General features: G+C 69.0%; 10 protein-coding genes and 1 pseudogene. 8 read left to right on the top strand and 3 right to left on the bottom strand.

Going from position 1 to position 12,720, the window contains the following annotated elements; translation table 11 throughout:
- Nucleotides 1-22 precede the first annotated feature (22 nt).
- Nucleotides 23-1,567, top strand: coding sequence for a ComEC/Rec2 family competence protein (locus ACWEOI_RS23985; protein WP_452361077.1), 1,545 nt, complete (start codon nucleotides 23-25; stop codon nucleotides 1,565-1,567).
- On the top strand, nucleotides 1,564-2,538 hold the full coding sequence (gene holA, locus ACWEOI_RS23980) for a DNA polymerase III subunit delta (protein ID WP_452361076.1): 975 nt from the start codon (nucleotides 1,564-1,566) through the stop codon (nucleotides 2,536-2,538). The genes ACWEOI_RS23985 and holA overlap by 4 nt, the downstream gene beginning before the upstream one ends.
- Before the next feature lie 29 nt (nucleotides 2,539-2,567).
- Here holA and ACWEOI_RS23975 read toward each other — a convergent pair whose 3' ends face one another.
- Both ACWEOI_RS23975 and rpsT read right to left on the bottom strand, forming a co-directional pair.
- Nucleotides 2,568-3,317, bottom strand: coding sequence for an LGFP repeat-containing protein (locus tag ACWEOI_RS23975; RefSeq protein ID WP_433671792.1), 750 nt, complete (start codon nucleotides 3,315-3,317; stop codon nucleotides 2,568-2,570).
- Between the two features lie 333 nt (nucleotides 3,318-3,650).
- Nucleotides 3,651-3,914 carry a 30S ribosomal protein S20 gene (gene rpsT / locus ACWEOI_RS23970; protein WP_433671793.1) on the bottom strand — a complete coding sequence of 88 codons (264 nt, stop codon included), beginning with the start codon at nucleotides 3,912-3,914 and terminating at the stop codon, nucleotides 3,651-3,653.
- Between the two features lie 208 nt (nucleotides 3,915-4,122).
- On the opposite strand from rpsT, the gene ACWEOI_RS23965 reads away from it, so the two are divergent.
- The 4 genes from ACWEOI_RS23965 to ACWEOI_RS23950 all read left to right on the top strand — a co-directional run bounded on the left by ACWEOI_RS23965 (nucleotide 4,123) and on the right by ACWEOI_RS23950 (nucleotide 8,515).
- Nucleotides 4,123-5,712: a circularly permuted type 2 ATP-grasp protein gene (locus tag ACWEOI_RS23965; protein ID WP_452361075.1), complete on the top strand. Its 1,590-nt coding sequence runs from the start codon at nucleotides 4,123-4,125 to the stop codon at nucleotides 5,710-5,712.
- Between the two features lie 75 nt (nucleotides 5,713-5,787).
- Complete coding sequence (locus ACWEOI_RS23960) at nucleotides 5,788-6,759, top strand: alpha-E domain-containing protein (protein ID WP_433671795.1); 972 nt, start codon at nucleotides 5,788-5,790, stop codon at nucleotides 6,757-6,759.
- A gap of 70 nt (nucleotides 6,760-6,829) precedes the next feature.
- Nucleotides 6,830-7,672 (top strand): transglutaminase family protein, encoded by an 843-nt coding sequence (locus ACWEOI_RS23955; RefSeq protein ID WP_379101410.1) that lies wholly within the window; start codon nucleotides 6,830-6,832, stop codon nucleotides 7,670-7,672.
- Between the two features lie 63 nt (nucleotides 7,673-7,735).
- Nucleotides 7,736-8,515, top strand: coding sequence for an aquaporin (locus ACWEOI_RS23950; protein WP_433671796.1), 780 nt, complete (start codon nucleotides 7,736-7,738; stop codon nucleotides 8,513-8,515).
- Nucleotides 8,516-8,584: 69 nt separating this feature from the next.
- On the opposite strand, the gene ACWEOI_RS23945 is transcribed toward ACWEOI_RS23950, so the two are convergent.
- Nucleotides 8,585-9,166: a type II toxin-antitoxin system PemK/MazF family toxin gene (locus tag ACWEOI_RS23945; protein WP_433671797.1), complete on the bottom strand. Its 582-nt coding sequence runs from the start codon at nucleotides 9,164-9,166 to the stop codon at nucleotides 8,585-8,587.
- A 157-nt stretch (nucleotides 9,167-9,323) separates the two neighbouring features.
- Between ACWEOI_RS23945 and lepA the strand changes: the two genes are divergently transcribed.
- Together lepA and ACWEOI_RS23935 are read left to right on the top strand one after the other, a co-directional pair.
- Nucleotides 9,324-11,171: a translation elongation factor 4 gene (gene lepA / locus ACWEOI_RS23940; protein WP_452361074.1), complete on the top strand. Its 1,848-nt coding sequence runs from the start codon at nucleotides 9,324-9,326 to the stop codon at nucleotides 11,169-11,171.
- A gap of 411 nt (nucleotides 11,172-11,582) precedes the next feature.
- Nucleotides 11,583-12,720, top strand: a pseudogene (locus tag ACWEOI_RS23935) (hypothetical protein); the annotation flags it as partial.

Genomic DNA, 12,720 nt, shown 5'->3' with positions numbered 1-12,720 from the left:
GTCGCGAATCGGGGTGGCGGCGATGACGGCCGACGACGGGGCGGTGGGTGCGGACCACGGACCGGCCGATGTGCCGGAGGTGCTGGATGCTCGGCTGGTGCTTGCGGCGGTGTGCGGGTGGGGCGCAACGGTTGTCGCCGTGGTGGTGGGGTGGCAGGCGGGCGTCGGGGTCGCGGCCGGGTGTGTGGTGGCCGGGGTGGGCGTGTCCGCCCTGGCTGTTCGGCTGGCTCGGGTGGGTCGGGTCGGTGGGGTGGTCTGGGTCGTGTTGGGGGCCTTGCTGATCGGGGCGGGGTTCGGGCTGGCGGGGGCGTGGCATGCGCATCGGGTGCGGGAGCATCCGCTGGGGGCGGTGCGGGCCGGGCAGCGGATCGTCGCGGTGGTGGAGCTGGGCGAGGATCCGAAGCGATTGTCGGGCAAGGCCTTCGGTGGTCCGAAGGTGATGGTGCGGGGTGAAGTGGTCGAGTACCGGGTGGGCGGGCGGATCGTGCGGGCGGGCGGTGCGGTCACCGTGCTGGCTCCGGCGGGCGGGTGGCGGACATTGATGCCGGGGCAGCGGGTGGAATTCGGGGCGCGCGTGGGGCGTCCGTGGCGCGCCGACCTGACGGTGGCCGTGCTGCGGGCCGATGGCGCTCCGGTCGCCGTGCGTGCGGCGCCGTGGTGGCAGCGGGCCGCCGGGCAGGTGCGCGGGGATTTCGGTAGCTCCGCGCGTCGGGCACTGTCGGATGACGCGGCGGGACTGCTGCCCGGGTTGGTCATCGGCGATACGTCGGGTCTGACCGAGCACGTCGCGGAGAACTTCCGCGAGGTGGATCTGGCTCACTTGACCGCTGTCAGCGGGGCGAACATCACGATCTTGCTAGGGGCCGTGCTGGTTTCGATGCGCGCGCTCACGGTGGATCCGCGGATCGGGGCGATGGCGGCGGGCGCCGCGCTGGTCATGTTCGTGATCCTGGCCCGGCCATCGCCGAGCGTGCTGCGGGCCGCCGTCATGGGGGCGATCGCACTGCTGGCGGTGTGCACCGGGCGCCGGAAGCAGGCGCTACCCGCGCTGTGCGCCGCGGTGATCGGGCTGCTGGCATGGTCGCCGGGGTTGGCGGTGGATGCCGGGTTCGCGCTGTCGGTGCAGGCCACGGCCGGGCTGATCGTGATCGCGCCGGGTTGGTCGGAATGGCTTCGGGCGCATGGCTGGTGGCGGATTCCGGCGGACTCGTTCGCGGTGGCCGCCGCGGCCTTCGTGGTCACCACCCCGCTGGTGATCGCCATGACCGGCCACCTCAGCCTGGTGGCCATCGCGGTGAACATGCTGGTGGAGCCGGTGATCGCGCCTATCACCATCCTGGGGGCGCTGGGTGCGGTGTTCGCGGTGGTCTGGTCGCCACCCGCCGCGGTGGTCATCCACTGCACCGCCCCGCCGCTGTGGTGGCTGCTGACCGTGTCAGACCGGGCGGCGGCGCTGGGCGCGTCGGTCACCGTGCCCACCGGAGTGCGGTCGGGTCTGGTCGCGGCGGTGGTATGCGGGCTGGTGCTCGCGGGGTTGTCGGGGCGGACTCGTAGGATCGTTGCGTGAACCAGCGACCCGCGCCCCTGCATCTCGTGCTCGGTGAAGAGGAACTGCTGATCGAACGGGCGGTGGCGGCCATCACCGCACAGGCTCGGGCCACCACCACGGATCCTTCGGCGCTGCCGGTGGATCGGCGGCGGGCCGGCGATGCCAGCACCCCGGAATTGGCGGAGCTGCTGAGTCCCTCGCTCTTCGCGGAGGACCGGGTGATCGTGCTGGAGTCGGCGGCCGAGGCGGGCAAGGACGCGGTCGCGGTCATCCAGGACGCCGCGTCGTCACCGCCCGAGGGCGTGGTGCTGGTCGTGCTGCACAGCGGTGGTGGACGGGCCAAGGCGCTCGCACCGGCCCTGCAGAAGCTGGGCGCGGTCGTGCACAACTGCGCGAAGCTGACCAAGGCGGGGGAGCGGGTCGAGTTCGTGCGCAACGAGTTCCGGGCCGCCAATGTGAAGGTGTCCGCGGACGTGGTGCAGGCCCTGCTGGAGGCGGTCGGCTCGGATCTGCGGGAACTGGCCGCCGCCAGTTCACAGTTGGCCGCCGACACCGGCGGCAAGGTGGACATCGCCGCGGTGCGGCAGTACTACTCCGGCAAGGCCGAGGTGACCGGATTCGAGGTCGCGGACCTAGCCGTGTCGGGGGACCGCCCCGCCGCCATGGAGGCGCTGCGCTGGGCCATCGACCGGGGCGTGCCCGCGGTGCTGCTCGCCGACGCCCTCGCGGATTCGGTGCACACCATCGCACGCGTCGGATCGGCCGGGCGCGGAGACCCGTTCAAGATGGCGGGCGACCTGGGCATGCCGCCGTGGAAGGTGAAGAAGGCCCAGGGGCAGGCGCGCGGCTGGACCGGCGCGACCATCGGCGCGGCCCTGCAGGTGGTGGCCGGACTCAACGCCGACGTGAAGGGCCAGGCCGCCGACGCGGATTACGCGCTGGAGCACGCGCTCTCGCGGATTCTGGACCTGCGCGAGAGCGCCCCGTAGGCGCGGCGGACAGCGCCGCGCCCGGGGGACTAGGCCTCCGGCTTCCAGATGATCTTGCCGCCCTGGAAGTCCTGGGCCTTGCCGCCCTCGTAGTCGTACTCGTCGCCGCTCGGGAAGCCGTAGCGGCCGTTCTCGGCGCCATTGCGCACCCAGGTGTCGCGAATCGCGCCCCACACGATGTGGGTGCCCGTCTTCTGGGTGGAGTAGATCGCCCCGCCCTCGAACAGCTGGATGTGGGTCGAGGAGCTGTTGGTCTTGTTCTCGTCGGCGATGGGGAAGCCGAGCGGGCTGTTCTCCCAGCCGACGGAGGCGAACTTGTCGCGGATCACGCCGCTGAGCACGTGGGTGCCCGAGCCGACCGACCAGTAGATGGACCCGCCCTGGAAGTGCTGGAAGCGACCGGGCTTGGCGGTCTGGCCCTCGTCGGTGACGGGGTACTTCAGCGAGCCCGACTCCGAGCCGGTGCCGCGCCACTTGTCGCGGATGGCGCCGCCGATGGCGTGCGCGTCGGTGGCCGGGGTCCAGTAGATGGAGGCGTTGTTGACGAAGTCCTGCTTCTTGCCGCCGCCGGCCGCGTCGGCCTCCGGGGTGGTCGGGTCGCCGAAGAACTCCGGCCCGCCCGCCCGGTCGTACTCGGCCTCGATGGCCCCGCCCACCTCGAACGGGCCGATGGGCCGCGCGGTCGCGACACCCATTCCGGTGGTCAGCGCGACCGCGGCCACGCCGGCGGCCAGCGAGCCGCGGGTCCAGTAGGAACGGTTGTCACGCAGCGATGCCAAGAGAACTCTCCAGTACAGGTGTCGATGTCACCCCGACGGTGTCGCAGCCATCCTGCTGCGTGCCGCCGAAGTCAGCAAGTCTCTCCGACACAGTCGACAACACAACGGTTCCCGTTACAGGCGTCACAACTGATCTCGTGCCGATGAGGGTAACTCGCCGGGTACGCCCAAAATTGTCTTGGCTCTCAACCGCCGGTCCCCATGCAGGGCGGTCAGCGGCACCGAGCCGTGCGCTGAAGTCCCGGGGAGGCGGTACGGCAAAAGCCGCCGTGGTCTTCGTGGCCACGGCGGCTGTTCTAAAGCTTTGATCCGGTAAGTGCTACCGGAGTCGGATCAGCCGAGCTTGTTGAAGGCCAGCGAGATCGCCGACTTCTTGTTGGCGGCCTGGTTGGCGTGGATGACGCCCTTCGAGGCGGCCTTGTCCAGGCTCTTGCTCGCCGAATGCATCAGCTCGAGCGCCTTGTCCTTCTCGCCCGCAGCCGCGGCCTCGCGGAACTTGCGGATCGAGGTGCGCAGCGCGGACTTCACCGACTGGTTACGCTGGCGCGCAAGCTCGTTGGTGCGGATCCGCTTCATCTGGGACTTGATGTTGGCCACGCCGGTTTCCTCGTGTTCCTTCGTTTGGTGTGTATGCGGGATGCAAAGTCTTCGTGCGCACTACGAGATGGGTAGTCGCAGCACCGACCGTCGAGGCTACCAGGCAAGGTGTCGGGGCACGAAATCGGCCTGGTCCGCGACATGGACGAAACCAGAAATTTATCCCCGTCCAACTGCGCGTTGCCCCTGCGTGATGGACCATTTTTGCATGGCCGCGCTCACTCCCGCCGCAACTGCTCCCGCCGGGGTATTCGCTGGCTATCAGCCCGGACGCTATCACCGCGCCTACGACGAGATGTTCGATTCCGCGGGCCGCCCGCGCTCGCCCTACCGGGGCATATTCAATGCCCTGGCCGCCATCGACGCCGAGGACCTGGCCGCTCGCGCCGAGGCGCTGGACCGCGCCTTCGTCGATCAGGGCATCACCTTCTCTCTCTCGGGCCAGGAGCGGCCCTTCCCGCTCGACCTGGTGCCCCGGGTGATCGCCGCCACCGAGTGGACCAAACTCGAGCGCGGCATCAAGCAGCGGGTGCGCGCCCTGGAGGCCTTCCTCGCCGACGTCTACGGCGAGCAGACCATCCTGCGTGACGGCGTCATCCCCAAGCGCCTGGTCACCTCCTGCGCCCACTTCCACCGGGAGGCCGCGGGCCTGGTGCCGCCCAATGGTGTCCGCATCCACGTGGCCGGAATCGACCTGGTGCGCGACGAGCACGGCGATTTCCGTGTGCTGGAAGACAATCTGCGCTCCCCGTCGGGCGTCTCCTATGTGATGGAGAACCGCCGCACCATGGCCCGGGTGTTCCCGGACCTGTTCGCCTCGCACCGGGTGCGCGCGGTCGGCGACTACCCGGCCCACCTGCTGCGGGCGCTGCGGGCCGCGGCCGCCCCCAACGAGGCCGACCCGACCGTGGTGGTGCTGACCCCGGGCGTCCACAACTCCGCCTACTTCGAGCATTCGCTGCTGGCCCGGCAGATGGGTGTGGAACTGGTCGAGGGCCGGGACCTGTTCTGCCGCGACAATGTCGTCTACATGCGGACCACCGCGGGGGAGCGGCAGGTGGACGTCATCTACCGCCGCATCGACGACACCTTCCTCGATCCCATGCAGTTCCGGCCCGATTCCATGCTGGGCGTCGCGGGCATCCTGAACGCGGCCCGCGCGGGCACCGTGGTGCTGGCCAACGCGGTGGGCAACGGCGTCGGCGACGACAAGCTGGTCTACACCTACGTGCCCGCCTTCATCGAGTACTACCTGGGCGAGAAGCCGATCCTGCCGAACGTGGACTCCTACCGCTGCTGGGAACCGGCCGAACGCGACGAGGTGCTCGACCGGGTCGCGGAACTGGTGATCAAACCGGTGGAGGGCTCCGGCGGGTACGGCATCGTGATCGGCCCGGCCGCGGGCCCGCGCGAACTGGAGGCGACCCGGCGCAAGGTGCGGGCGAATCCGCGCGGCTGGATCGCGCAGCCGGTGGTGCAGCTGTCCACCGTGCCCAGCAAGATCAACGGCCGCCTCGCACCCCGGCATGTGGACCTGCGCCCGTTCGCGGTCAACGATGGCGACGACATCTGGGTGCTGCCGGGCGGACTGACCCGGGTGGCGCTGCCCGCGAACTCGCTGGTGGTGAATTCCAGTCAAGGGGGCGGTAGCAAGGACACCTGGGTGTTGTCCCCGAGAACGTCTGTGGCGCAACGGGAATTGGCGGGCTCGGAGCTGGTCGGCGAAATGGATCTCGCCCTGGAACGGGACCAGTCGCGGGAAGCCCCTTCCGTGCGCACCCATCAGCAGCAACAGTAAGAGAAACAGCAGGAAATCGAGAACATCGGCGGCAATGGCGCTCGGCGGGTGGTTACAGCGTTAGGTGGTCGGATCATGTTGGCGCGCAATGCCGAATCCTTGTTCTGGATCGGTCGGTATGTGGAGCGTGCCGAATATACGGCGCGCATTCTGGATGTCGCGGTCCACCAATTGCTGGAAGAGGCGACCGTCGATCCGGATCGGACGTCGCGGGTCCTGCTGCGCGTGCTCGGTATCGAACCGCCCGAGGCGGAACAGGAATTGGATGTCTGGTCGGTGACGGAGTTGGTGGCTTTCGGCCGCGACGGCGGCTCGATCGTCGATTCCATCAGCCATGCGCGCGAGAATGCTCGCGGCGCACGGGAAGTCACCTCCACCGAAATGTGGGAATGCCTCAATGCCACCTTCAACGGCCTGGCCGCGGCCGAACGGGCGGCGCGGGCGCTGGGGCCGCACGAGTTCTGCCACTACATCACCGACCGCGCCGCCATGTTCGTCGGACTCTCCGATTCCACCCTCAGCCGCGACGACGGCTACCGCTTCCTGCTGCTGGGCCGCTCCATCGAACGCGTGGACATGACCGTGCGCCTGCTGCATTCGCGCGCCGGGGACCGCACCTCGTCCCCGGCCTGGGTGACGGTGCTGCGTTCGGCCGGGGCCCACGACCCGTACCTGCGCACCCACCGCGGTGTGCTCGACGCCAATCAGATCGCGGAATTCATCCTGCTGGACCGGCTGTTCCCGCGGTCGGTGTTCCATTCGCTGCGGGTGGCCGAGGCCTGCCTGCAGGAACTGGATCAACGGCCCAACAGCCGGTTCGCGGCCCGCCACGAGGCGCACCGCCTGCTCGGGCGGGCGCGCAGCGAGCTGGAGTTCCTGCCCTCGACGGTGCTGCTGGAGGACCTGCCCAGCCGGCTGCTGTGGTTGCAGCAGACCTGCCGCGAGGTCGGGGAGGCCGTGGCGCTGCAGTACTTCCACGCCGAGTCCTGGGTGGCGTGGACGGGACTGCACGGCCGCAATGCCGAGCGGATGGAGGAGCCGGCGTGAACGGTCAGGCCCGGAGGCGGGAGCGCGGCGTAACCACACAGGGCCCCGTTCGCGCCGAGGAGGAAACAGCATGAGCTGGCGCATGCGGGTGGTGCACACCACCGGATACGTCTACGACGCGCCGGTCACCCGGTCGTTCAACGAGGCCCGGCTCACGCCGCGCGCCGACAGCCGGCAGAACGTGATCCTCAATCGCGTCGACACCGTGCCCTCCACCCGGTCCTACCGGTACACCGACTACTGGGGGACCGCCGTCACCGCCTTCGATCTGCACGCCCCGCACACCGAACTGGAGGTGACCAGCGCGTCGGTGGTCGAGACCGAGCCGTTCGCGGGCCCGCCCGAGGAACTGTCCTGGGAGGAGCTGCGCGACGACGCCATCGGCGACCGCTTCGACGAACTGCTCGAACCCACCGAGTTCGTGCCCCGGGCGCGGCGGCTGGCCTCGGTGTCGCGGCAGCTGGCCCGCGGCGTGCCGCCCGCCAAAGCGGTTGTCCGCGCGGCCGAATGGGTGCATCGGGAGATGAACTACCTGGCCGGGACCACGTCGGTGCACACCTCCGCGGTGCAGGCGTACGCCGAACGGCAAGGCGTATGCCAGGATTACGCGCACCTCACGCTGCTGCTGTTGCGCGGCATGGGGATTCCCAGCCGGTACGTCTCCGGCTATCTGCACCCCGATCCCGCCGCCGAGGTGGGCCACACCGTGGCGGGCCAGATGCACGCCTGGGTGGAGGCCTGGACCGGGCAGTGGTGGGGCTACGACCCGACCAACAACATTGCGGTCACCGAGCAACACGTCTCGGTCGGTGTGGGTCGTGATTACGCGGATGTGCCCCCCTTGAAAGGTATCTTCAGCGGAAGCGGCTCGACCGATCTCGACGTGGTGGTGGAAATAACCCGCCTGGCCTGAGGTTTCCGGCTCGCGCCGCTCGCTCTACACCGGTGCGTTGTCCATGCAAGCGGAAGGTAGCCGATGTCTCCCACAGCTCAGGAAGTCGCCGAGGATCTCACCGACCTACAACCACCCACGCTGGGGCGCAAGCTGTTCGCCGAGGCGCTCGGCACCTTCGTCCTGGTCCTGGGCGGCGTCGGCACCGCGGTGCTGGCCGGGAGCCGGGTCGGCGCGCTCGGCGTGGCACTGGCCTTCGGCCTGACCCTGCTGTTCCTGGTGTACGCGATCGGCCCGATCTCGGGCTGCCACGTGAACCCGGCGGTCACCGTCGGCCAGCTGCTGCTGGGCCGGGTGAACATCGTGGTCGCGGCGGGCTACTGGGTCGCGCAGATCGTGGGCGGTCTGATCGGTGGCGCGGTCATCTACGCCGTCGCCAAGAACCTGCCGTCCTACGACCGCGCGAAAGACGGTCTGGGGGCGAACGGCTGGGGCGAGCACAGCCCGTCCAAGCTGGTGCTCGGTGACGTCACCACCAATGGCTACGGCCTGGCGGCGGCCATCACCGTCGAGGTGATCCTGACCGCGCTGCTGGTGTTCGTGGTGCTGGCCTCCACCGACCAGCTGTCGGACGTGCCGCTGGCGGGTCTGTCGATCGGCTTCACCCTGGCCGTCATCCACCTGATCTCGATCCCGGTCGACAACACCTCGGTGAACCCGGCCCGCAGCCTGGCGGTGGCCTTCTACCAGGACGGCGCGCCCGCGCAGCTGTGGGTGTTCATCGTGTTCCCGCTGATCGGCGGCGTGCTGGGCGCGCTGGTGTACAGCCTGATGTTCGGCCGCTCGCGCAACATGATCAGCTGAGCGTCGCGAATCCTCGATCGGCCCCCGTTCCGTTCCGGAGCGGGGACCGATCGCTTGTTCGGGAAAGCCCTAGTGCCAGTGGTATTCGGCGCACAGTCGGTGCGCGACCTTGTCGAAGGTCTTGCGCGGCACGATCGCGCCCTCGCGGCGAATGCCCATCTCGGGGACATCGAGCACCCGGTCCAGCCGCACCCAGCTGTCGCGGCCCTCGTGATCCCACGGCCCGTTGCCGATACCCACCCAGTTGTCGTGGTGCGCGTGATCTGCATTGGAGGACAGCATGAGCCCGAGCAGCGTGCCGCCCTCGCGGCCCACCACCAGCACCGGCCGGTCCTTGCCGTTGTCCGGGTCCTCCTCGTAGGGCACCCAGGTCCACACGATCTCGCCCGGATCGGCGCGCCCGTCCAGCTGCGGGCTGTAGACGATCATCCGCGCGCGTTCGTGCGACGGCACCCCCGCCGAGGAGGTCGGCCGCACGTTCACCCCCGGACCCTTGCGGGGCGTCCCCACCGCCTTCAACGCGCGGTCCCAGACCGTCGACTGCCGCACCCGCCCGATCAACTTCGGCGCCTGCTGCGTGACGAGCTGGGTGCCCTGCTCCTTAGCCACGATCCCCAACTGCTTCCCCAGAGCGTTCCACCTGCCGGCCATGACACCGCAGCCTAACGGCGGAGACCCCGATTCTCATCCGCAGTGGATTCGCCTGCGGCGACGGGTCGTTCACGTCCGGGGAAGACCGGGGCGAGGTCATCGGGTCCAACCCCGTAGACTTGCCGGTTGACATGCCGCTGTTTCGCCATGCCGAGGAGTGACTCCGATTAGCAGCTTCGCCGACAAGACGTTCACCGATCCCAGCCGGATCAGGAACTTCTGCATCATCGCGCACATCGACCACGGGAAATCGACCCTGGCCGACCGGATGCTGCAACTCACCGGTGTGGTCGAGGAGCGCGCCATGCGCGCCCAGTACCTGGACCGCATGGATATCGAGCGCGAACGCGGCATCACGATCAAGGCGCAGAACGTGCGGCTGCCGTGGATGGTCGACGGCGAGGACTACGTCATCCACCTGATCGATACCCCCGGCCACGTCGACTTCACCTACGAGGTGTCACGTGCGCTGGAAGCCTGTGAAGGCGCGGTACTGCTGGTCGACGCGGCCCAGGGCATCGAGGCGCAGACGCTGGCCAACCTGTACCTGGCGCTCGAGAAGGACCTGACCATCATTCCGGTCCTGAACAAGATCGACCTTCCGGCCGCGGACCCCGACCGCTATGCCGCCGAGATCGCCCACATCGTGGGTTGCGATCCCGACGACGTGCTGCGGGTCTCCGGCAAGACCGGTGTCGGCGTGGCGGAACTGCTGAACAAGGTGATCGCGGAGATCCCCGCACCGGTCGGCGACCCGGACGCGCCCGCCCGCGCGCTCATCTTCGACTCGGTCTACGACACCTACCGTGGCGTCGTCACCTATGTGCGTGTGGTCGACGGCAAGCTGACCCCGCGTCAGAAGATCAAGATGATGTCCACCGGCGCGCAGCACGAACTGCTCGAGATCGGCATCGTCTCACCGGAACCCAAGCCCACGCAGGGACTGGGCGTCGGCGAGGTCGGCTACCTGATCACCGGCGTGAAGGACGTGCGGCAGTCGAAGGTCGGTGACACCGTCACCACCGCCCGCGACGGTGCGACCGAGGCGCTGGCCGGATATCAGGAACCGCGGCCGATGGTGTATTCCGGCCTGTACCCGGTCGACGGCTCCGACTACCCGGTCCTGCGCGACGCACTCGACAAACTGCAGCTCAATGATGCCGCGCTCACCTACTCGCCGGAAACCTCGGTGGCGCTGGGCTTCGGTTTCCGCTGCGGCTTCCTCGGTCTGCTGCACATGGAGATCACCCGCGAGCGGCTCGAGCGCGAGTTCGGGCTCGACCTGATCTCCACCGCGCCCAACGTCATCTACCGCGTGGTCATGGAGGACGGCTCCGAACAGATCGTCACCAACCCGTCGGTCTGGCCCGAGGGCAAGCTGCGCGAGACCCACGAGCCGATGACCAAGTGCACCGTGATCGCGCCCAGCGAGTTCATCGGCACCATCATGGAACTGTGCCAGGCGCGGCGCGGCGAACTGCTCGGCATGGACTACCTGTCCGAGACCCGCGTGGAACTGCGCTACACGCTGCCCATGGCGGAGATCATCTTCGACTTCTTCGACTCGCTGAAGTCGCGCACCCGCGGCTACGCCTCACTCGACTACGAGGAGGTCGGCGAACAGCAGTCCGACCTGGTCAAGGTGGACATCCTGCTGCAGGGTGAGGCTGTGGACGCGTTCTCGGCCATCCTGCACCGCGACGCCGCGCAGGCGTACGGGCACAAGATGACCACCAAGCTGCGCGAGCTCATCCCGCGCCAGCAGTTCGAGGTGCCGATCCAGGCGGCCATCGGCTCGAAGATCATTGCGCGCGAGAACATCCGGGCGATCCGCAAGGACGTGCTCGCCAAGTGCTACGGCGGTGACATCAGCCGTAAGCGCAAGCTGCTCGAGAAGCAGAAGGAAGGCAAGAAGCGCATGAAGACCATCGGTCGCGTGGAGGTGCCGCAGGAAGCCTTCGTGGCGGCGCTGTCGACCGACTCGGCCACGGACAAGAAGAAGTAGCCGACGCTCCGGGCTTCTGTGCCCCGCTCCCTGCGGGAGCGGGGCACAGTACTAGGGGGAGTGGGTTGGTGTTCGGTCCCGTGCCCGGCTCTCGGAGAATCCGGGCACGGTAATGCCCTCGGAGAACGGGGGCACAGTAATTGGGGGCCGCGGGTGGCGACATCTGCCGTCACCGGGGGGATAGGGTGGGGAAACTTCCGGTCGGCCGGTCAAGCGCAAGGTTCGGTATGCAGGCCCAAAATGGGGCTTCCGTCCGGATTCACAGGGTGACAAGCTGTGTGGCACACCGTTGAGCGCACCATCCCCTACCTGGCGGATGTGACAGACCGGTTATCCGGAAATAGGGTGTGAAACGAGTTTGGTCCGGTGGCCCGCGTACGGCGCCGCCGGAGCCCTGAGAGCGGAGCCAGCATGACACGTGATCTGCCCTTCGACGATGCTTCCGGCGCCGATGAGAACGACGGTGACGCCGCCTATCGCATTGCCAACGGTGTCGCGCGCGTGGCTCGGGGCGGTGCCTACGTGACCGGCGGCGCGCTCATCGCGGCCGGCGGCAGCCGCGGCGGATCGCCCGCGATCAACCACGACAGCAAGAACGTCGGCTGGTCGCAGGCCGAGGACCCGCAGCCGAACGTGCCCAGCCCGACCATCACCTTCCCGGACCTGACCGCCGACTCGCTGCCGCAGCACCACGGTCCCGTGGTCGCGCCCGTCAACGGCGTCTTCGGGCCGCTCGGTGAATACCACGGCACCGACGCCGGACTGTTCCCCTCGCTCGACGCCATCCCGTCCACCGAGCCCTCGCACGCCGGCTTCCACGGCATGGGTCTGCCCGACACCGACACCGGCGCGTCCATGACCGCCTTCCCGACCTACGGGCCGCGCCCGGGCTGGGGTCTGCCGATGGAGAGCGAGCAGCCGACGGAATCGGAACCGGCGCAAGAGAATCCGCAGCTGCCGTCGCTCGACCAGTCACACCTGCCGGGCCTGCCGGGCTTCGCGTCCGGCCTGCCCGGTTTCGGGCTGCCCGGCTCCGACGGCATGCACCTGCCCGGCATGGGAGCGACGGGCCTGGTGCCCGACCATCAGCCCGGCCTGGCCGACCACTCCGGCGCGTTCGACGGCATCGGCGCGGGCGCCGGTCAGGGCGGCGGCGTCTTCCTGGGCACCGACTGGGCCTTCGACGCCCACGTCGGCCTCGACGGCGTGTGGTTCCACTCCAATCTGAAGGCCGATCTGGGTGTCGGCGCGGTCGGCAACCAGCTCGACGCCTACAACCAGCAACTGGGACAGGGGATTTCGCACATTCCGGCGAACACCACCCTGCCCAACAATGGCGCGCCCGCCACCACGGGTACGTCGACGCCGCAGTCCGCGCAGCCCGCCGACAAGTCCGGCGCCACGACCGCCGCCGGCGTGAACGGTGTTCCGGGACACGGTGTCTCGGAACCGTCGTCCGCCGGCGCCCCCGGTTCGGGGTTGTCCGAGAAGCGGCGCCACAGCGCGTCGTCGACCTTGCGGTCCACGCCGCGAATGGTCTTCCACTCGT

It is taken from the genome of Nocardia sp. NPDC004340, assembly GCF_053602575.1.
Note: the sequence above shows the minus strand (reverse complement) of the source record. Positions and strands in the feature narration are given on the sequence as shown.

Coding starts and splice junctions, on each gene's coding strand:
- ACWEOI_RS23985 (WP_452361077.1), top strand. CDS start 23: ATGACGGCCGACGACGGGGCGGTGGGTGCGGACCACGGACCGGCCGAT.
- ACWEOI_RS23965 (WP_452361075.1), top strand. CDS start 4,123: ATGGCCGCGCTCACTCCCGCCGCAACTGCTCCCGCCGGGGTATTCGCT.
- ACWEOI_RS23960 (WP_433671795.1), top strand. CDS start 5,788: ATGTTGGCGCGCAATGCCGAATCCTTGTTCTGGATCGGTCGGTATGTG.
- ACWEOI_RS23955 (WP_379101410.1), top strand. CDS start 6,830: ATGAGCTGGCGCATGCGGGTGGTGCACACCACCGGATACGTCTACGAC.
- ACWEOI_RS23950 (WP_433671796.1), top strand. CDS start 7,736: ATGTCTCCCACAGCTCAGGAAGTCGCCGAGGATCTCACCGACCTACAA.
- ACWEOI_RS23945 (WP_433671797.1), bottom strand. CDS start 9,166: ATGGCCGGCAGGTGGAACGCTCTGGGGAAGCAGTTGGGGATCGTGGCT.